Here is a 19,801-nt window from a genome sequence, read left to right on the forward strand (position 1 = left end):
TCCCTCCCTGTGACTCATTATGTTTGGGGGGATACTAGCGACCGTGTCACGCCTGCCTAGCCCTAATCTATCATCAAGGCCGCACCGCCGGCGTCTCAATCGGCAGGCCCCGCGCCCGCGACATCAGATATAGTTCGAGCGCGACCAGCTCGGGCGCGCCGTAGTCATAAGCCTGGGCGCGGACACCGGTCATGCAACTGCGCAGCCGCCGCTCCAGCGATCCCAGCGTCTGCCATTCCAGGCGATAGAGCGGGTAGCCGGTCGGCTGTCCCTGCGTGACCGGCGCGCCGGCGAGGCGCCTGTCAAAGTTGTCGTCGTGGCAATTGGTGCATGCAAGGTTGAGCTGACCTTCGCGCTGGTTGAAGAGGTCCCGGCCCAGCTCGACGAACGGCCTGAGCTGTGGATCGTCTCCCGCCGCGATCGGAACGCCGCGCGACTGGTGGGCGACGAAGGCGGACAGCGCCAAGAGGTCGCGGCTCTCGTAAGCCAGCGGCTTCGCCTGCTGGTGATCGGCGCGGCAGAGGTTGATGCGCTGGTCGAGCGTAACGGGGCGCCCCTGCGTCTTGTCGAAAGCGGGATAGCGCACGGCGACGCCCTTCATGCTACTGCGCGCGTCGCCATGGCAATCCACGCAGGCCTTATCGGCGCTGCCAGACTTCTTCGTCCACAACGCCTGACCGTCGAGCACGAACAGCATGCCCGGATTAGACGCGTCGTCGTCCTGCATGGCACGCGTCTCGGGTCCCATGAAGGAATAGCCGGAGCGGCGCATTTCCGGCGGGATCTCGCCGGCGAGCACGACGGGGGCCGCTGCGATCAGCGCCGCCACCGCTATGGCGCGCCAAAACTTCATTCGACCGTGATCGATGCCGATGCGGTGGACGCATACCCGTTGTCGCCGATCCATTCGAACTCGAACTTGCCACTCTCCTTCGCCACAGTGAAGAAGGACAGGTAAGGATTAGCCGCGATCGCCGGAAACAGGTCGGCACGGAAGACCTCGCTGCCGTTGTAGCGGCAAGTAAAACTCGTGATGATGTCGCGCGGCACGAGGTCGCCGGCGGCGGCGTGGCGAAAGCCGGTTTCCATAATGTGCGAAGTCAGCGTGCGGATCTCGATGATTTCGCCGCGTTTGGCCTTGGTGGGAACGTTGATCAGCGCGGCCATCAGTTGACCTCCTCGGTGCAGGCGGCCAGCGTCACGACGATTTCGGCGGCGATCTGCCAGAACGTGTCGTCGGAGAGGCGCGCGATCGCGACCACCTTCTGGCTATCGGCGAGCCGGATCCGGGTCGAGATTTGGGCGCGGCCGGAGGAGGGGCCGAGATAGAAGTTGCCGATATTCGGCTGCGGGTTCTTCTCGTTGAGGACGTGGATGCTCCTGACGTAATCGTCCGCCGTCATGGGGCTCGCGACGCTGACCGTCATCGGCACCGTGTTGCCGTTCTCGACCAGCGGCGGGATGTCGAGCTTGATCTTGCCCGTCCGTATCGGAGCCTCGCCGACGACGTTGCGGATCGCTGCGTTGAGCATCGTGGGCGTCGCGTTAAGCGGCCGCAGCATGACGATCGGAATCGTCCCGGCGGCCGTGACGCCGCCGGCAAGGCTCAAGAATCGTCGTCGCGTGGTTGGCATAAACAGTCCTAGTCCCGAAGCGTTGCAAGAAAGGCCACGATGTCCTCGATCTCGGCGGCCGCCAAGATCGGCTTGCCGGCAAAATTGCGCCCAACGCGCACGAGGCCGTCATGGCGATAGTAAGACGGCATGATGGTCTGCGGGTTGAAGCGCGAGGCATCCACCAGACGAAGTCGCAACTGACTCACCGACCAGCGGTTCCCGGCACCCCCGAGGCCAGGCGCAAGATCGCCCTGGAATCGCGTTTCCGGAAAGGGACCGGAATGGCAAAGGACGCAAGTCGTGCTGCGCGCCAGCACGAGCGCGCGTCCGCGCGCGGCATCGCCCGGCGAGCCGGTGAGCGACTCCGGAATGCCGTCTTCGACGATCTTGTAGGGGACGAGTTCCTGCGCCGGAGCAGTAGTGGCAGACGCGAAGCTCGCCGCGATCAATGCCGCAACCAAGCGCTTTCGATGTGATGACTGAGGTCGCCGCGGGCTCCTCTTACCTCTCCCGCTTGCGGGAGAGGTCGGCGCGTAGCGCCGGGTGAGGGCTCTTTCCTCTTGGGGGTTCTCGATTGTGGAGGCACCCTCTCCCCAGCCCTCCCCCGCAGGCGGGGGAGGGAGCGCACCGTGTTCGTGGCGACGGCTTGGTCTCATCATGCCCTAGCCAAAGGTATCCGCCGTGATGGTCCGAAACCACGTCTCTGCCTCGGCGGCTTCGCGGGCGCGCAGCTCGCGCGGCGCATCGACTGGGCTGGTCGCGCCGCCCTCGACCTCGACAAAGATGTCTCCCTTCGGCTGGTAGTTGCCGGCGAGCGAAAAGCCGTAAGCAGGCGCAACGGTGTTGTAGCAGACGCCCGTCAGCCGCGGGGTTTCCGTCGGACGGCCCGCGAGCAGGTTGACGATGGCGGCGGCGCAGGCCTTGCCCTGCGTGCTCGCGGCAGACGCCGATTTGGGAATGCCGCCGCCGAGGCAGGCATCGCCGATGACGTGGATGTTTGGGACCAGCTTCGACTCAAAGGTCACGGGATCGATCGGACACCAACCCGTCGCATTCGCCGCGCCCGCGATCTCGGCAATGCGCCCTGCACGTTGCGGTGGAATGACGTTTGCGACATCAGGGGTGTAATTGCCGAATTCAGTGATGATGGTGTTTGTGGATGGATCGACGGAGGTAACGCGGCCACCTTGCGACAGCGCCACGCGCTCGATCATACCGCCGTAAAGCTCCTTCCATGCCTTCTCAAACAGCCGCTGCTGGGGAAAACCGTCCTTGGCATCGAGCACCAGGACTTTCGAGCGGGGTTTCTTTGTCTTCAGGTAGTGCGCGATCAGGCTGGCGCGCTCGTAAGGCGCCGGCGGACAGCGCGTGGGATTGGCCGGGATTGCGATCGCGACGAGGCCGCCATCCGCCATCGCCTCGAGCTGCTTGCGCAGCAGAAGGGTCTGCGCGCCCGCCTTCCAGGCGTGCGGCATCTTTTCCGATGCGGCATCGTCGTAGCCGGGCAGGGCATCGAAATGGAAGTCGATGCCGGGTGAGAGGACGAGCCGGTCGTAGGCGAGCGAGGGGCCGTCGGATGTCGTAACGCGTCGCTGCTGCGGGTCGATCCTGGTCGCAGCCTGATCGATGATTGTGATGCCATCGGCGGCGAGCTTGTCATAACCGAATTGCTGCGCCTCAATGCCGCGCAGGCCGGCGATCACTTCGTTGCTGAACGGGCAGGCGATGAACACCTTGTTCGGCTCGACCAGGGTGATCTGAAGGGCAGCGTTGGCCCGCTTCAACGCGCGGGCGCAGGCCGTGCCGCCAAAGCCCCCGCCGATCACGACGATCCGGCCAGCGGATTGCGCGCGCGACATCGACGGCCGCACCAACGTTGCGGCCGCCGCGGTAATGCCGAACATGGTATTCCGCCGTGTCACCGGGCGCGTCGTCATCAGGATCATCCGACCAAAGGCTGCGGCGGCTCTCTTCGGCCGCCGCAGCCGTCTTTTCAGGCGAAGGTGATGTTCTGGTCGCGCAGCGGCACCGAGCGGATGCGCTTGCCCGTCGCCGCGAAATAGGCGTTGAGCACCGCGGGTGCTGCGATGCCGATGGTCGGCTCGCCAACGCCGCCCCAGAAGCCGCCGCTCGGCACCATCACCGATTCCACTTTCGGCATCTCGTTGATACGCATCGAGTTGTAGGTGTCGAAGTTGGTTTGCTCGATGCGGCCGTCCTTGACGGTGCAGCCGCCGTAGAACAGCGCGGAGAGGCCATAGACAAAGGAGCCGGCGATCTGCCGCTCCACCTGCGCCGGGTTGACGATGTAGCCGGGATCGGTGGAGGCGACGATGCGATGCACCTTGATCTTGCTGGCGTCGGTCACCGAGATTTCGGCGGCACCGGCGACATAGCTGCCATAGCCCATGACCTGCGCGATGCCGCGATGGATCCCCTGTGGCGCCGGTTTGTCCCAGCCGATCTTCTCGGCCACGGCATTGAGCACGGCCAGATGCTTGGGGTGATTGCCCATCAGCTTGCGGCGGAATTCGAGCGGGTCCTGGCCTGCGGCATGGGCTAGCTCGTCCATGAAGCATTCCATGTAGATCGCGTTGTGATTGACGTTGACGCCGCGCCAGAAGCCGGGCGGAACGTGCGGGTTGCGCATCGCATGCTCGACCAAAAGGTTCGGCACCGAATAGCCGAACGCGGCCTCGCCGGTTTGGGCGACGCCCTGGAATGCGGCCGGATCCATGCCGTTCTGCAGCGCTTCGGGGCGGAGCGAGAACAGGATCGACTGCCCGGACAGGCGGTAGTGCAGGGCGATCAGATTGTTGTTGGCATCGAACGCGCCGGTCATCTTGCACTGGGTGATCGGGTGATACCTGCCGTGCGCCATGTCCTCTTCGCGCGACCACAACAGCTTGATCGGCGTACCCGGCATTTGCTTGGCGATCGCGACCGCCTGGCGGACATAGTCGGTTTGACCGCGCCGGCCGAAGCCGCCGCCGGGCATCACCTTGTGCACGTCGCATTTCTCCGCCGGCAGGCCGGAGGCCTCCAGCACCGCCGCGAAGGCCGCCTCGCCATTCTGCGTACCGCACCAGACCTCGCATTTGTCCGCTGTGCAGAGCGCGGTGGCGTTCATCGGCTCCATCGTGGCATGGTTCTGGTAGGGATAGTTGTAGACGGCCTCGATCTTCTTTGCCGCGCCGGCAATTGCCGCCTTCACGTCGCCGTTTCGGTTGCCGACATAGGCCGGTTGCTCGTTGTCGAGGCCATCGGCCAGCCACTTTGCAATCGACTCGCTTGAGACCTTGGCGTTGTCGCCCTCGTCCCAGACGATCGGCAGCGCGTCCAGCGCGGTCTTGGCGTGCCACCAGGTATCGGCAACGACCGCGACCGCGGTATCGCCGACTTTGACGACCTTCTGCACACCTTTCATGCCGGCAATCTTGGCTTCGTCAAAGCTCTTCACCTTGCCGCCGAAGACCGGGCAGTCCTTGATCGCGGCGTTGAGCATGCCGGGCAGCTTGACGTCGATGCCGTACACGGTAGTGCCGGTGACCTTGTCCGGCGTGTCCAGCCGCTTCACGCCCTTGCCGACCAGCCTCCAGTCCTTCGGGTCCTTCAGCTTGACGTCGGCCGGTGGCGTCAGCTTTGCCGCGGCTTCGGCGACCTTGCCGTAGGTCGTGCTCTTCCCCGACGGGGAATGGGTGATGACGCTGTTGGCGGCGGTGCATTCGGATGCCGGCACTTTCCATTCATTGGCGGCGGCCTGAATCAGCATCATGCGCGCGGTGGCGCCGCCTTTGCGGACATAATCCTGCGAAGAGCGGATGCCGCGGCTGCCACCGGTCGAGAAGTCGCCCCAGACGCGCTTGCGGGCGACGCTCTGCCCGGGCGTCGGGTATTCGGTCGTGACCTTGGTCCAGTCGCATTCGAGTTCCTCGGCGACGAGTTGGGCGAGGCCGGTGAGCGAGCCCTGGCCCATCTCGGAGCGGGCGACGCGGATCACGACGGTGTCATCGGGCCTGACCACGACCCAGGCGCCGATCTCGGGCGAGCCGTCGGCCGCGCGCACCACGGCGGGGCCGCCGAAGGGGACATCGAGGCCGACTGCAAGGCCGGTGCCAAGTGCGGCGCTGCCGATGACGAAGGCGCGGCGGTTCATCTTAGGCGAAACGTGCTTGTTCATGTGACGGCTCCTTACGCGCTTGCGATCGTGTGGATCGCTTCGCGCACCTGCTGGAAGGTGCCGCAGCGGCAGATATTGGTGATGGCCTCGTCGATATCGGCGTCGGTCGGCTTCGGCTTCTCGTTCAGGAGCGCCGCCACCGCCATGATCATGCCGCTCTGGCAATAGCCGCATTGCGGGACGTCCTGGGCGATCCAGGCTTCCTGCACCCTGTGCAGCGAGTTGCCGGACGCCAGCCCCTCTATCGTGGTGACCTTCTTGCCCTCGGCCTCGCTGACCGACACACCGCAGGAGCGTATCGCCACGCCATCGAGGTGAACGGTGCAGGCGCCGCATTGTGCGATGCCGCAGCCATATTTGGTGCCGGTCAGGCCGGCGTTCTCGCGGATCGCCCAGAGCAGCGGGGTATCCGGCTCGACATCGAGCGTCACGGCTTTTCCGTTGATTGTTAGATTTGCCATCGCAAGTCCCCTGATTGGCCCAATCCACCGATTGGACTCAGGGGCGCAATGTGTCCGGCAAACTGGAGCTGTTCAAATCAACAGTCCGCGGGGTGACGGCCGAAGATTCCCCTCCCTGGGCGCCCGCGGCACGGCTTGGGGCGACGTTTCCCGGCTTCCGCGCGCAAACATTCCGGGAACAGTGAGCGACAGTTTGTCCCTTTTGCCGGGATGCAAGACGGAAACGCTCTGCTACACTGGGGCGAGTCAAAAAGGGGTTCCATGACCGTACCGCAGCCTTGCAACGTCCTGATGCTTTATCCGCTGTTCTCTGCGGAGTCCTTCTGGAGTTTTGGCGAATCCTGCAAACTGATGGGTGTAAAGCGCCCCGCCGCTCCCCTTGGCCTGATCACGGTTGCCGCGATGCTGCCCGAGAGCTGGACGGTGCGCCTGATCGACTGCAATACGGGCCCCCTCGGGGACGAGGATCTTGCCTGGGCCGACGTGGTCTTCACCGGCGGAATGATGCCGCAGCAGGCCGACACGCTGCGCCTGATCGAGCTGTGCCGCGCGGCGGGCAAGCCGGTGGTGGTTGGCGGTCCGGATGCCACGTCCAGCCCGCACATCTACGAACGGGCCGACTTCCGGGTACTCGGCGAGGCCGAAAGCGTCATCGCCGAATTCATCGCGGCCTGGGAGGGCGGTGCACGCTCCGGCGTCTTCACCGCGCCGAAATTCCAGGCCGACGTGACCAGCACGCCGGTGCCGCGTTTCGATCTGCTCAAATTCGAGGACTATCTCTATCTCGGTGTGCAATATTCGCGCGGCTGCCCGTTCACCTGCGAGTTCTGCGACATCATCGAGCTCTACGGGCGCGTCCCGCGAACCAAGACCAACGCGCAGATGCTGGTCGAGCTCGATCGGCTCTACGCGATGGGCTACCGCGGCCATCTCGACTTCGTCGACGACAATTTCATCGGCAACAAGAAGTCGCTCAGGCTGTTTCTGCCCCAGCTTGCCGAATGGCAGCGTGCCCACGGCTATCCCTTCGAATTGTCGACCGAAGCCTCGGTCAATCTGGCGGACGATCCCGAGCTATTGGACCTGATGGGAGCGGCCAATTTCTTCGCCGTCTTCGTCGGCATCGAAAGTCCGGATCCGGCGACGCTGGTCGCGATGCGGAAGAAGCAGAACACGCGGCGCAACATTGCCGAGAGCATCCATAAGATCTACGCCGCCGGCATGCTCGTCACCGCCGGCTTCATCGTCGGTTTCGATAACGAGAAGGCTTCGATGGCTGAGGCCATGATCGAATTCATCGAGGAAGCCGCGATTCCCGTGAGCATGGTCGGCCTGCTCTATGCCTTGCCGAACACGCAGCTCACGCGGCGCCTCGAGCGTGAAGGCCGGCTGCATGCGGGGCACGATCTCGCCCCGACCCTCGGCGCCGACCAGTGCACGAGCGGCATCAACTTCGATCCGATCCGCCCATTGCGCGACATCCTGATGGATTACAAGCAGGTGCTGGAGCACATCTATAGCCCGGCCGCCTATGCGAGTCGCGTCGACCGCCTGATGACGCTGCTCGACCGCTCGAGGCAACGCCACGAACTGGCCGAAGGCGACATCCGCGCCAAGGTCGGGGCCATGGAGACGGTGCATCGCGTCGTCACCGCCCTTCCCGAGGCGCGCGGCCCGCTCTGGCAGACTTTCATGAATTGCGCCAAGCGCGACACGACATCGGCGCGGATCGCCGTGCAGATGATCGCGGGCTATGCGCATCTCGGACCGTTCTCGCGCAAGGTCATCGATGCGATCGACGGGCGTCTGGCCGAGCTGGACGATCAGACGGTGGTTCCGGCGGCGGCTGCTGCCGCGGCACCGGCGCGCAACCTGGCTTGAGCTGAGGTCTTACTTCACCGCCAGCCGCAGGAAGCTCATCACGCTACCGAGCGCGGCAAAGCCCGCGCCGAGCGCCAGCGCCACCGTCGCACCGCTGTGGCCCGCAAGAGCAAAGCAGGCCGCGGCGAGGGCTGCGCCGGTGGTCTGTCCCGTCAGGCGTGCGGTCGCGACGATGCCCGAGGCGCTGCCGCTGCGATGCGGCGGCGCGCTTGACATCACCGCGTTCATGTTGGGCGCCTGGAAGAAGCCAAAACCCATGCCGCAGATCGCCATCCGCCAGATGATGTCGGCAATGGCGGGATTGGCCGGCAGCATCGCGAGCAACGCCATTCCGAGGCCGAGCAGCACGAGCCCGATGCCGCCCAAAAGCCCGACGGCGTAACGGTCGGACAGGCGGCCTGCGATCGGCGCCATGAAGCCGACCACCAGCGGCCACGGCGTCATGAAGAAGCCGGTCTCGACCTGCGAGCGCCCGAGCACGTCCTCGAAATAGAACGGCAGCGACACGAAGGCGAGGCCCTGCACGGCGAAGGAGCACACGGCCGTTGCTGCCGACAGCGCGAACATCGGCCGGCTGAACAGGTCGATCGGCAGCATCGGCGCGGGATGGTCAGCGTGGCGGCGCATCAGGGCGAAGCCGAGCACGAGCGCGGTGACCAGCTCGACGGCAACGACAGCCGGCGACAGATTATGCGCCGCACTGCCGATGCCCGTGATGAACAGGCCGAGACAGGCGGCGGCGAGGAGCGCGCCGAGAAAGTCAAAATCGTGATCCGCCCGCGGCGTCTTCGGCAGCATGACAAATCCGATGCCGATTGCGATGAGGCCGAACGGGATGTTGACCGCGAACAGCCACGGCCACGGTCCGAACGCGAGGATGGCCGACGCAATCGACGGCCCGAAGGTGAAGGCGGTCGCGACCACGAGCGCGTTGTGGCCGAAGCCGCGCCCTTGCATTCGGCCGGGATAGACGAAGCGCACCAGCGCGGTGTTGACGCTCATGATGCCGCTCGCGCCGAGGCCCTGCAGCGTGCGCGCGACCAGCAGGCTCTCCAGCGACCACGCCACCGCGCAGAGCAGCGAGGCGATCGTGAACAGGATCAGCCCGCCGAGATAAATGCGCTGGTGGCCGACGATCTCGCCGAGCGCGCCAAGCGGCAGCAGCGTCGCGACCAATGCGATCTGATAGACATTGACCACCCAGACCGACTGCTCCGGGCTGACATTCAGGTCGGCCGCGATGGCGGGCAGGGCGATATTGGCGATCGCGGTGTCGAGCGAGGCCATCGCCAGCGCGGTGAAGATCGCCGCGATCGCCCAGCGGCGGCGCATCGCGGGTAGGCCGTCGGCGACGGGATAATCGGGCTGGCGCGCAGCGGCAGGTAACGTGATTGTCATTGCCTGCGCTTTTGCTCCGGCGGCGTGTGTACAGCGACTTGCGGCATGTACTACGGCCGCGCGGCTTGCCACAGGCGCAAGCTTGCATGCTGTGTATGCGCGAGGGTCGGGTGGGAGCGGGAGGCGCGCCGCTTCGCAAACTTTTCGCCTCCGGTCAGGACGACCAAAACAAAAAAGTCGCAAAACAACCCCATGCACAGTAGAGCGCCCGTTGATCGATAAGGTGTTTTCGATCTGCGCCGCGACGTCATTCGCTGTCCGCGATCACGTTGACGCGTCGGGCAAAACACCGGCATGATGCTATCGTGGCACAGGTCGGGATTAAGCCAGGGAGCGTGCACCTCACGAATGCGCGATGTTCGCTGCTAGAGGTGAGGCAGACTTGCGCAGACAACAGCGGTATTCGCCATTTGGTCCATTGCAGACCTCGGCCACTCCGCTGAAGATATTGGTGGCCCGCACCCTCCGGCTCGTTCAGAAAATGGCAATAGCGATCAACATTCGAGCCGACGATTCCTCCGCGAGAGAAATCGAACGATTGTGGGACCAGGTTGCCGAATTCGAGGATGAGCCTTCGATGCGCTCCCTCGGCTATCGACCGCATCTTACGTTCGCGATCTATGATTCACCTGAGATTGATGAAACGACCGCGTGGGACGCAATGCGCCGCGCAGCGAACGACGAAGCGCGATTGCACATCGAGTTTAGGCGTATTCGCTGGTTCGCGGGTCCGCCGCTTGTCTTATGGGCGGAACCCACGACCGATCAGGCGCTCGCGAGGTTGCACGCTTCGATCAACGCCATCATCGACCCCGCTCATTGTCGGCCCCATTATCGGCCCGGCGCTTGGACGCCTCATTGCACGCTAGGCACGCGCATTGCTGATGCAAACAGCGATGCCGCCATGGCTTTTGCGCGTTCTTTCGACCAAAATATCACAGTGCTGTTCGACGTGGTGGATTGCGTGGTTTTCCCGCCCGTACGGGTCATTGCCGAGCGGAGATTGCCGCCCGTTTCGTAATTGATTGAGCCGCTTCTCTTCTGGTCCATAGGGACCTGCCAAGCTCTTTTTGGCGAAGACTGCTTCTGGACCCGAAACGGACATACAGCGTCTACTTCATGCTCGAGCGCAATGGTGAGGTCAAATCAAGAAACTGGTCCCGCTGGCGATACGAAATGTATCCCACGCGCCCTGCGGACGTGCGAATTTTGTAGAATTTCGCAAGATAGATGCCATCAGTTCTGTTGCCGAGAACGAATCCCGTGACTTTGAACGAGGTGAGCGGAACGGACAAACGATCTGTCCGTTACCTTAGGGGCGGCGTATCCGGGAAGGATATCGAGCTATGAGAGCTCCCAGTGTAGCACATTCGCAAGGCCGTGCTGACCGAGCACAACGAGGTCCAATTCCGGCTGGCGGCCACCAAGTCCGCTAAGGACTTCACCCCAGCTGTCGGCGCGACACTACCAAAAGGCGTTAAGGCGCAATCGCTGCCGACACCGGTCCTTTCACAAATGCCCCGAATCGCGGGACTACATGTACGTGAGAATGAAAGACCCGGTGCTGATCGTGAATGGCATGACCAACAAGATTGTCGACATGTTCTCCGAGACGCAGCCGCCCTCCTAGCCCCGTTGGACAGTGCCTCGGGAGGCGATCGTCAACATCTGTTTGGGGCACAAGGAGGTGCGATATGGCGACAACAGCTACCGAAGTCGCGCTTGATACGCCGGCGGCGGAGTTCCGGCTACCGGCTACAGACGGCAGGACTTATGCATTGGACGACGTTGCTGGCGAAAAAGGCACGGTCGTCGCCTTCATCTGTAACCATTGTCCCTATGTCAAAGCGGTGATCGACCGCCTGGTTTCGGACGCTCGCGTGCTGATGTCGGAGGGCGTCGGCTTTGCAGCGATTTGCTCGAACGATGCGGCGAGCTATCCCGAAGACTCATTTGAGAACATGAAACGTTTCGCGAAAGCTCATGATCTTCCATTTCCATATCTCCACGACGAGACCCAGGCAGTCGCTCGAGCGTATGGTGCGGTCTGTACGCCGGACTTCTTCGGTTACAATGCCGACCGCAAGCTCAAGTATCGCGGCCGCCTCGACGAAGGCCGCACAACTCCGCCTCGCGCGGGAGCGCCCCGAGAGCTTGTCGAGGCCATGCGGGCGATTGCGACCACCGGTGTGGCGCCAGCTGACCAAAAGGCGTCTATTGGCTGCTCGATCAAATGGAAGGACAAATAAAGCCGCGCCCCTGTGCTGAGCGCATCACCGATAGAAACGACATTCTTTGCGCCTCGGAGGCCCACCTCTGGCCGCACTAGTCAGCTTCTGGCCCGTTTGACACATACCGACAATCGCTGAGAGTGTCTGGACCAGAAGTGGCCGGCGTGTGGCCAACAAATCGCGATTGACCCGCTGCAGACAGCTTGTTGGGACGCTGGACGACACACGTCCGCAGACGTTTCTAATCGAGAACGACGATACAACTGGCTAGCCGAGAACGAGAATACGACCGCGCTGTCTTCTGCCAGTATCGCGACATCATCTAGCGCGCCGAGGAGTCCACCTTGGTCAGATTCGCGGCTGCGGCCTGCTCAGTCATCCCGGGGCGGAGCATCAATACGGCCACTTGGTGGGGAGAGGCCGGCATGCCGCCGAGCGTAAGCGCTGCAATCGGGGATTGCTCTTGAACATTGGCTGCTCCGATGACCGCAACCTGGTGCGGCGCAATTGGAAAACCCATCAGTTCAAAAGTTGGAAGTTCCGCAGCCGGCGCACCGGCTCCGCTCAGCATGACGGCTGAGATGGTGGTGATCGAGAATAAGTTCTTCATGATCATTCTCCTTTGGTCAAATCCAGCCCCAACAGGCTTGAGCGTTTCGCTCGACCTCCTCGACAGTGGACATCGACAGCCAGCTTGTGGCGTCCTCGTGTCGCCGAAGGTCGAGCAAGGTGGCTATTGGTGGAGATTGAAAATATGCACTTTGGTGAGCCAGGCGCCGTCGGGCTGGTGCTCGAAGATGCGAACGGTGTTACCCGACACTTTCGTCGGCTCGCCGGTCTTGTTGATGACATTGAGCGTCCAGCGGGCGACCTGATAGGCATATTGGCCATCCTGCTGAAGGCTGACGATCTCGAACGTGTGATCCTTCCTGTTGTCCGGCTTGAGTCGGTCTTCCCAGAACTGCCCGATCGCTTGTCTTCCCTTAACGGGCTGCGATCCTGGCGGCAGCACGACCGCATCCTCCGTATACAAGGCCGGAAAAGCTGTAGGTGTGTTAGTGTTGTAGGCGGTGAGCCAGCGGGCGTTGTCCGCCTCCATTGCGGCGCGCAAATCCTCCGATCTCGCGCTTCCGACCAAGGTGAGCATAACAATCACAACTGCGGGGAGTGCAAAATTCGCTTTCATGGCCGCACCTCATGAGTCTGTTGGACCTCTCGATAGATCCAACGTAACGGCGCTATGGATACAGCGGAATCACGTAAATGCGGAAACCCATCCCGCGAACAGGGGATGCGCTTTCCGCTCGCGCCGTTGCTCTGCCTCGAATCGAGGCGGGCCCGTGTTGCGGCTATTCAGGAAACTGGCAGTAGCAGATTGAGGGTCGTGCCCGCGGCGGATGGCTGGATGTCGAGGTGGCCGCCGATGAGTTTCGCGCGATGCCTCATGCTGGCGAGACCACGACCTGTGCGTTCGCTGGAGAAGCCCGTGCCATTGTCACGCACCTGGATGTAGACGTGTTCGCCTGCTGCATCCAATCCGGTCTCTACGTGTATGTTGGTTGCGTGCGCATGCTTCACGATATTGGTGAAAGCCTCCTGCAGAATGCGCAGAATGTGTAAGACATTCTGCGGCGTCAGGCAGGAGAGACCCGGCACCTCACTTACTCGCCAGTCGAGATCAATGCCTTGTTTGCTCAGACGTTCATCGAGCCGGTAGCGCAGGTTTCCCATCACCGGCAGAAGATCGTTTTCGGTCGGCTCCAGTGAATCGATCGTGAGGCGGAGATCGTCCAGGCATTCGCGCAAGGCGGCGGCGACTTCCGTTGCCGCGCACTCGCCGTGCTCGACCAAGCTCAAGGTCGAGATCAGCTGCGCGCCGATACCGTCGTGCATGTCACTCATGATGCGGCGGCGTTCTTCGACAATGGCTTGCTGCCGTTCCATCTGCTGCATGCGCTGGTAGCTCTGCTCCAACTCGGCATGCTTCTGCGCCACACGTTGTTCCAGTTCAGCATTGAGCTTTTCCGATTCGTTGAGCGCTTTCACGAAGCGATCAATCAGGATCCAACCGATCACGATGAACATCGGCAGGTAGGCAAACGGCTGATACCGTGGCAGGTCTATCGGATGGGGCAGCAGGCGCTCGTTGGCAGAGATGATCAGCTTGACCGATCCGGCGATCGCCAGGCCCAACGTCTCCAGTGTTCTCCGCTGCCCGGCGATCGTCCAAAAGAACCCGACATAGACCAGGGTCAGCACGAAAGTCATAAGCCACCAGTGCTCGGGTATCCAACCTCCGATCCCGACGAAGGACGCGTAATCGATGAACGGTGAAACAGCCAAATAGGCCCAGAGCCAGCGTTCCAAACGCGGCCAGTGCCAACCTGCGTAGCGCAGAGCAAATAGGCACATGAACACGATGTAGCCTTCCAATCCCACCCACACTAGTACGCCCCAGTAGGGGAACGGAATGGGCGGCTCGGTGATAACAAATCTGCCGGCGACGAAGAGGGCGAACGCGAGCGCGGTCAACGCGAAATAGCCGTACATCGACTCATGACGTCGACGCAGCCACAAGAGCAGGATGAAAAGACCGAAGCCAACCGAAAAGATTGAGATCATTCGTGGGCCGGTGACTGACACGAAGACACGTCGCTCGTACTCCGAGCGAACCACAGGCTCCGGTCCTACCGTGATGCGGGACAAGACTCCGGACGCGCCGGGTGTAACCTGTAGACGCAGGTGGACCGTATTCGCACCCGCATGCAGCAGTTCGGGCCGAATGGAGAAAAAACGTGGAACATTGGCAAAAAGGCCGCGCGCAGGCACAAGCAATGGAGCGTCGTGCACCAGCCGCTCCGCACTTGCAGTTCGTTCAAAGATCCCAGTCTGCCCCACGTTTATGCCGTTCACGTACACAGCCCCTACGCTCTTCAGCAGGGGCACGTGAAGAGCGTACAGTTCGTCAGGTTTGCCTGGCAGAGCAAAGCGCAGGCGATACCAGCCATAACCCGAGACACCCGGGCGCGAGGCTAACCAGTCATCAGGTAAGATCTGCGCCCGCCAAGCCGCCGAATCCGGTGGCGGCTCGGGGCGATCACTCAAGATGAAATCGGCCTGGTCGAGGCGCAGTGGGGGCGCGTCGGTTGCAGCGATCGACGGAAGCGGCATGACCACCATCGCTATAGCGACCCCGAGTATGCCCAAACGCACCAGGGTGAGCGGACGCACTGGCGCCCGCAGGTTCATTGCGCCGACAGACCTAAATGAGTCCCATCTTACCGGCCTCATAGACCGCCTCCCCGCGGGAATGCACCGCGAGCTTCTGATAAATCTTCTTTACATGAGAAATAACGGTGTGTTGCGAGACACCGAGCAATCGCGCGATCTCGCCGAAGCTAAAGCCCTTGGCAATAAGACCGAGAACCTCCGCCTCGCGTGCCGAGAGCGGGGTTTCCTCGGTCGGGCAGATTGCTGGCGCAATGCCGCGAGGCTTGAGCCGCTTGAGCAACTGCCGGGCTATCACCGGACTGATCGGAGACCCGCCGGTGCGCAGTTGTTTGATTAGATCGACAAACTCGTGAGGCAAGCTGTCTTTGAGAATGTAGCCTGTCGCTCCGGCTTCGATGCTGGCGAGCACATGGTCTTCATCGCCGAATACGGTGATGACCATGATGTCCGTGTTCGGGTGGCGACGCGCTGTCTCGCGGATCAGGTCGATGCCGCTACCATCGGGAAGCCCGAGGTCAGTCAGCAATACGTCTGGTGTTGCCTTGCTTATAGCCTGCCGCGCGGAAGCGAGGTCGCCTACTGCGGCGAACAGTTCGAGCTCGGGGTCGGAGGCCACAATCCTGCAAAAACGCGTGAGAAACGCGGGGTCGTCCTCAACCACCATCACTGTCGTCATGAGGCCCTCCCCGGGAACACTTGGAAATTCAGGGATCGACACGTGCTAGGGCCTCCTGCTCCTCGGCAGGAGCGGCTTCAATGGTCCGCACAAATACAAAACGGGATGCCACAGAGATCTGTGCGTCGGCACTGCCATCTTGGCCGATGAGAATTAGGCCCGCTCCGCCGTTGGCGACATTCAAGATGACAGGCGCATCCTTCCACGTCTTGATTGGCTCCATTCCGATGATAAGAAATTCACCGATCGGCTGATCAAAATATTGAAGCCTCAGCTGTGGCCCGACTTCTGCCGCCGCAAGGCCGAAACCCAATTGTTTGGCGCGCGCATAAATGTCCGCCAGCGCCGCAGTATCAGTCTGAAAGCCAAGTTCGGATGCCGACACCGCAAAAAGCGCTACGTTCGCTTTCGTGGCGCTAAGGGTAAAGGTCGGTCGCGCGAGAATTTCGCCAGCCGAGTTTCCGATGCCGCAACCTACCCTATCCATTGCGTTACTCAGGGCAAAGAAATTTGCAAACGTCCCGATTTTAATCGTCTTCCACACGGGGACATCGGCGGCGGATTTGATTAGGAGTTGCGGCCGATCAGCTGAGAGAGCTTTCTTGAGCCTCAGATGGTTCTGCAGAACATCTCGCACCGTGCATTGAGCTGTAGCTTCGCTCGCGAATAGGAGAGTGCACGCGGTACAGAGCGTCGCCACAATGAGAGCGCCAGCTTGGCGCCATCCTGCCGAATGACGCTGTATGGCATGGCAACTGACTTCCTCGCCAGCCGTTCGGTCCATAAAGGACCTCTCTTGCGCAAATGCAGCGCGCTAAACACAATTCAGAACTATCACTTCACTATGGTCGGCTCGGTTCACAGCGGAAGAGCCTTCGTTCTTGTGGCTATAGAAGTTGGTCCGGAAAATCCCACAAAGGTTCAGCGACGATGACGCCGGAAATATAGGTCAGCGTGGGTGCACCTCTGGCGCAAAGCTGCGGGCCGCACTTGGCCCCTGAGCCGAACCGCCAAGGCTAGCTCACACTGTCCGCTCCCGAAAGCAGAGCGGACACGGCCTGCTTTCGCGGGCTGACCGGTTGAGCAGAGCGCGCCCTAAAACTGATACCGTCTCAATCCCCCATCCACCGGTATCACCGTGCCTGTGATGTACCGCGCCACCGGTGAGGCCAGAAATACCGCGAGCGCGGCGAGGTCCTCCGGCTCGCCCCAATAGCCCACCGGAATCTCTTCCTCCGCAAACCGCTCGCGATAGTCCGGCGGGTAGTTGCGGCGGATCTGTTCGCTCATGATGCGGCCGGGCGGGATGCAGTTGATGGTGATGCCGTGCTCGCCGATCTCGCGCGACAGGCCCTTGGCCCAGGCGTGCACGGCGGCCTTGGCGGCGAACGCGGCGTTGAGGCCTTCCGGCTCGGACTTGCCGGTGATGTTGATGATGCGGCCCCATTTGCGCTCCACCATCTGCGGCAGCAGCGCATGCGCGATGCGGCGGTAGCTGGTGAAGTTCAGCGCGATCGCCTCGTCCCATTTGCTGTCGGGCGCATCGACCGGCAACGGGCGGCTGCCGCCGGCATTGTTGACGAGGATGTCGGCATGGTCGAACTCCTTCAAGGCAAAGGCTGCGATGTTCTCGGCCGCGTCCTTTGCCATCACATCCTGCTCGAACGGAATGATCGCGCCGCCGCCGACCTCCTGCACCAGCTGGGCGAGCAGGTCGCCCCGCCGTGCCACCGCCACGATGCGCACGCCTTCGGCCGCCAGGCCCTTCGTGATGGCGCGGCCGATGCCGATGCTCGCTCCGGTGACGACAGCGGTTTTCGATTTGAGCCCGAGGTCCATGGTCAACGCTCTCTTGGTTGCTTCTTGCTATTCGTTTCCTGCCCATCCCTGCCGGCAGCGAATTGCCTGAGCAGGACGAGCAGTGGTAACCAAGAGCCACGGTGAAGGAAACACGAAAAAGAAAAGGCCTCGGCGATGGTCTGGGATCCGCAGCAATATCTGAAATTTTCCGGCCACCGGCTCCGGCCCGCGGTCGATCTGTTGATGCGGATTCCGGATTTTGCGCCGCGCGAGATTGCCGATCTCGGCGCCGGCGCCGGCAACGTCACCAAGCTCATCAAGGAGCGTTGGCCGGGCGCGACCGTGACCGGCGTCGAGGGCTCGGCCGAGATGGTCGCCGCGGGCCGGAAGGCCGCGCCGGACGTGGAGTGGTCACATCAGGATCTCGGACACTGGCGCCCGGCGAAGCAATATGACGTGGTCTATTCCAATGCCGCACTGCACTGGCTGCCCAATCATGCGGCACTCTTCCCCTCGGTGATGGAGAAGGTGACGCCGGGCGGCATGCTTGCGGTGCAGATGCCGCGCAACTTCCTCGCGCCTTCGCATGTGCTGATCGGCGAGACCGCCCTCAACGGACCCTGGCGGTCCAAGGTCGAGCATCTCGTCACGCCGCCGCCGGTCGAAGGGCCGGCGTTCTATCACGATGTTCTTTTGCCCCTGTCCCAAAACATCGACATCTGGGAGACTGAATACCTCCAGGTGCTGGAAGGCGAGAACCCCGTGAAGGAGTGGACCAAGGGCACCTGGTTGACACGTTATCTCGACGTGTTGCAGGGCGAAGAGAAAGCGGCGTTTGAGGCCGCCTATGGCGAGCGGGTGGCGAAAGCCTATCCGAAGAATTCGATGGGGCAGACGCTGTTCCCGTTCCGGCGCCTCTTCATGGTTGCCCAGCGCAAGGGCTGATCGCGTTGCCGCGATGCGACATAAGCGCTCGCCAGCGCAGGCTGGAGCGGGTGCTGAGTTGCGTAGACACCGGCGGTCAAGCTAGCTTGGCTGCGGCAAATTGGGCTTAGGTCTAGTTGTTCGGGTGGTGGATTGCTGCCACTACTGAAACCGGAAAACAAAAAAGAACCCGGTTCTAGAGGTTGTTGGGAGGTTACTTCATGCGCAAGCTGCTTCTTGCTGTCGCCGCCGCGGCTATTCTTGTGGTCCCTGCCTTGTCTCCTGTCTCGGCCCAGGCCCAAAGCCCGATCGTCATCAAGTTCAGTCACGTCGTCGCCAACGATACCCCGAAGGGCAAGGGCGCGCTGAAGTTCAAGGAGCTCGCCGAGAAGTACACCGACGGCAAGGTCAAGATCGAAGTCTATCCGAACTCCACGCTCTACAAGGACAAGGAGGAGATCGAGGCGTTGCAGCTCGGCTCCGTGCACATGCTCGCGCCCTCGACCGCGAAATTCGCGCCGCTCGGCATCAAGGAATTCGAGGCGCTCGACTTGCCCTGGCTGTTCAAGGACGGCGAGACCTACGCCAATGCGATGAAGGGTACAGTCGGCAAGTGGCTGTTCCAGAAGCTCGAGGCCAAGGGCATCACGGGGCTTGGCTATTGGGACAACGGCTTCCACATGGTCTCGGCCAACCGTCCGTTGGTGAAGCCGACTGATTTCCAGGGACTGAAATTCCGCATCTCCGGATCGAAGGTCGCCGACCAGTATTTCCGCCTGGTCGGCACGATCCCGCAGATCATGGCATTCTCGGAAGTCTACCAGGCGCTCCAGACCGGCGTGGTCGACGGCTGCGAGAACACCGCGTCGAATTACTGGACGCAGAAATTCTACGAGGTGCAGAAGGACATCACCGTGTCCTATCACGCGCATCTGCAATACGCCGTCATCGTCAATTCGAAATTCTGGTCCGGCCTGGCGCCCGATATCCGCACCCAGCTCGAAAAAGCCATGAACGAGGCGACCGACTACACCAACTCGATCGCGCGCCAGGAGAATGAGGACGCGCTCGCCGAGATCAAGAAGGCGGGCAAGACCACGCTGCATTATCTCACCGACGCCGATCGCAAGGCGTGGCAAGAGGCGATGCAGCCGACGTACAAATGGGCAAAGGGCCGGGTCGGGCAGGAGGTGCTCGATCTCCTCGCCAAGGAACTCGACGTCAAGATGAACTGACGGCCCGCGCCTTATAACAACAATAACACGAACGGTCGGGGGTCACGCGCTCCCGGCCGTTTCGCTCTTGAATGACGAGCCGATGCTGGGGGGACCAAGTTGCTGCGTGTTCTGAATCGTGTGCTCAATCATCTCGAGGAATGGCTGATCGCGACGCTCATTGCGGCC

At 62.2% G+C, this 19,801-nt stretch carries 19 protein-coding genes; 5 read left to right on the top strand and 14 right to left on the bottom strand.

Going from position 1 to position 19,801, the window contains the following annotated elements; translation table 11 throughout:
- Positions 1 to 73: 73 nt before the first annotated feature.
- From soxA to GWG65_RS00165, 7 genes are all read right to left on the bottom strand, one after another.
- Positions 74 to 853, bottom strand: a complete 780-nt coding sequence (soxA, locus tag GWG65_RS00135; RefSeq protein WP_275193259.1) for a sulfur oxidation c-type cytochrome SoxA — start codon at positions 851 to 853, stop codon at positions 74 to 76.
- Entirely contained in the window at positions 850 to 1,167 is a 318-nt protein-coding gene (gene soxZ / locus GWG65_RS00140; RefSeq protein WP_275193260.1) for a thiosulfate oxidation carrier complex protein SoxZ, read from the bottom strand. The genes soxA and soxZ overlap by 4 nt, the downstream gene beginning before the upstream one ends.
- Positions 1,167 to 1,634, bottom strand: a complete 468-nt coding sequence (locus GWG65_RS00145) for a SoxY-related AACIE arm protein (protein ID WP_275193261.1) — start codon at positions 1,632 to 1,634, stop codon at positions 1,167 to 1,169. Before GWG65_RS00145 ends, soxZ begins: the two co-directional genes overlap by 1 nt.
- 8 nt (positions 1,635 to 1,642) lie before the next feature.
- On the bottom strand, positions 1,643 to 2,077 hold the full coding sequence (soxX, locus tag GWG65_RS00150) for a sulfur oxidation c-type cytochrome SoxX (RefSeq protein ID WP_275193262.1): 435 nt from the start codon (positions 2,075 to 2,077) through the stop codon (positions 1,643 to 1,645).
- A 201-nt stretch (positions 2,078 to 2,278) separates the two neighbouring features.
- Positions 2,279 to 3,562 carry an NAD(P)/FAD-dependent oxidoreductase gene (locus GWG65_RS00155; RefSeq protein ID WP_275193263.1) on the bottom strand — a complete coding sequence of 428 codons (1,284 nt, stop codon included), beginning with the start codon at positions 3,560 to 3,562 and terminating at the stop codon, positions 2,279 to 2,281.
- 47 nt (positions 3,563 to 3,609) lie between these two features.
- Positions 3,610 to 5,796, bottom strand: a complete 2,187-nt coding sequence (locus GWG65_RS00160; protein WP_275193264.1) for a molybdopterin cofactor-binding domain-containing protein — start codon at positions 5,794 to 5,796, stop codon at positions 3,610 to 3,612.
- A gap of 11 nt (positions 5,797 to 5,807) precedes the next feature.
- The gene (locus tag GWG65_RS00165; RefSeq protein ID WP_275193265.1) at positions 5,808 to 6,257 is read right to left on the bottom strand and encodes a (2Fe-2S)-binding protein; all 450 of its coding nucleotides are present in this window, start codon (positions 6,255 to 6,257) and stop codon (positions 5,808 to 5,810) included.
- Positions 6,258 to 6,518: 261 nt separating this feature from the next.
- On the opposite strand from GWG65_RS00165, the gene GWG65_RS00170 reads away from it, so the two are divergent.
- Complete coding sequence (locus GWG65_RS00170) at positions 6,519 to 8,138, top strand: B12-binding domain-containing radical SAM protein (protein WP_275193266.1); 1,620 nt, start codon at positions 6,519 to 6,521, stop codon at positions 8,136 to 8,138.
- A gap of 9 nt (positions 8,139 to 8,147) precedes the next feature.
- On the opposite strand, the gene GWG65_RS00175 is transcribed toward GWG65_RS00170, so the two are convergent.
- Positions 8,148 to 9,536, bottom strand: coding sequence for an MFS transporter (locus GWG65_RS00175; RefSeq protein WP_275193267.1), 1,389 nt, complete (start codon positions 9,534 to 9,536; stop codon positions 8,148 to 8,150).
- Positions 9,537 to 9,918: 382 nt separating this feature from the next.
- Here GWG65_RS00175 and GWG65_RS00180 point away from each other — a divergent pair, with 382 nt between their 5' ends.
- Positions 9,919 to 10,557 (top strand): 2'-5' RNA ligase family protein, encoded by a 639-nt coding sequence (locus GWG65_RS00180; RefSeq protein ID WP_342760623.1) that lies wholly within the window; start codon positions 9,919 to 9,921, stop codon positions 10,555 to 10,557.
- A gap of 673 nt (positions 10,558 to 11,230) precedes the next feature.
- Positions 11,231 to 11,785 (top strand): thioredoxin family protein, encoded by a 555-nt coding sequence (locus tag GWG65_RS00185; protein WP_275193268.1) that lies wholly within the window; start codon positions 11,231 to 11,233, stop codon positions 11,783 to 11,785.
- A 304-nt stretch (positions 11,786 to 12,089) separates the two neighbouring features.
- Here GWG65_RS00185 and GWG65_RS00190 read toward each other — a convergent pair whose 3' ends face one another.
- The 6 genes from GWG65_RS00190 to GWG65_RS00215 all read right to left on the bottom strand — a co-directional run bounded on the left by GWG65_RS00190 (position 12,090) and on the right by GWG65_RS00215 (position 17,513).
- Positions 12,090 to 12,377: a hypothetical protein gene (locus GWG65_RS00190; RefSeq protein WP_275193269.1), complete on the bottom strand. Its 288-nt coding sequence runs from the start codon at positions 12,375 to 12,377 to the stop codon at positions 12,090 to 12,092.
- A gap of 123 nt (positions 12,378 to 12,500) precedes the next feature.
- Positions 12,501 to 12,953, bottom strand: coding sequence for an SgcJ/EcaC family oxidoreductase (locus GWG65_RS00195; RefSeq protein ID WP_275193270.1), 453 nt, complete (start codon positions 12,951 to 12,953; stop codon positions 12,501 to 12,503).
- Positions 12,954 to 13,120: 167 nt separating this feature from the next.
- Complete coding sequence (locus tag GWG65_RS00200; RefSeq protein WP_275193271.1) at positions 13,121 to 14,938, bottom strand: ATP-binding protein; 1,818 nt, start codon at positions 14,936 to 14,938, stop codon at positions 13,121 to 13,123.
- A 91-nt stretch (positions 14,939 to 15,029) separates the two neighbouring features.
- Entirely contained in the window at positions 15,030 to 15,674 is a 645-nt protein-coding gene (locus GWG65_RS00205) for a response regulator transcription factor (RefSeq protein WP_275193272.1), read from the bottom strand.
- 28 nt (positions 15,675 to 15,702) lie between these two features.
- On the bottom strand, positions 15,703 to 16,458 hold the full coding sequence (locus GWG65_RS00210; protein WP_275193273.1) for a hypothetical protein: 756 nt from the start codon (positions 16,456 to 16,458) through the stop codon (positions 15,703 to 15,705).
- A 311-nt stretch (positions 16,459 to 16,769) separates the two neighbouring features.
- Positions 16,770 to 17,513, bottom strand: coding sequence for an SDR family oxidoreductase (locus GWG65_RS00215; RefSeq protein WP_275193274.1), 744 nt, complete (start codon positions 17,511 to 17,513; stop codon positions 16,770 to 16,772).
- A 135-nt stretch (positions 17,514 to 17,648) separates the two neighbouring features.
- Here GWG65_RS00215 and GWG65_RS00220 point away from each other — a divergent pair, with 135 nt between their 5' ends.
- On the top strand, positions 17,649 to 18,419 hold the full coding sequence (locus tag GWG65_RS00220; RefSeq protein ID WP_275193275.1) for a methyltransferase domain-containing protein: 771 nt from the start codon (positions 17,649 to 17,651) through the stop codon (positions 18,417 to 18,419).
- Positions 18,420 to 18,619: 200 nt separating this feature from the next.
- A complete protein-coding gene (locus tag GWG65_RS00225) occupies positions 18,620 to 19,633 on the top strand; it encodes a DctP family TRAP transporter solute-binding subunit (protein WP_275193276.1) in 1,014 nt (337 codons plus the stop codon).
- The last annotated feature ends 168 nt before the right edge of the window (positions 19,634 to 19,801 follow it).

This window comes from Bradyrhizobium sp. CSA207, assembly GCF_029051685.1.
In the GTDB taxonomy this organism is placed as follows: domain Bacteria; phylum Pseudomonadota; class Alphaproteobacteria; order Rhizobiales; family Xanthobacteraceae; genus Bradyrhizobium.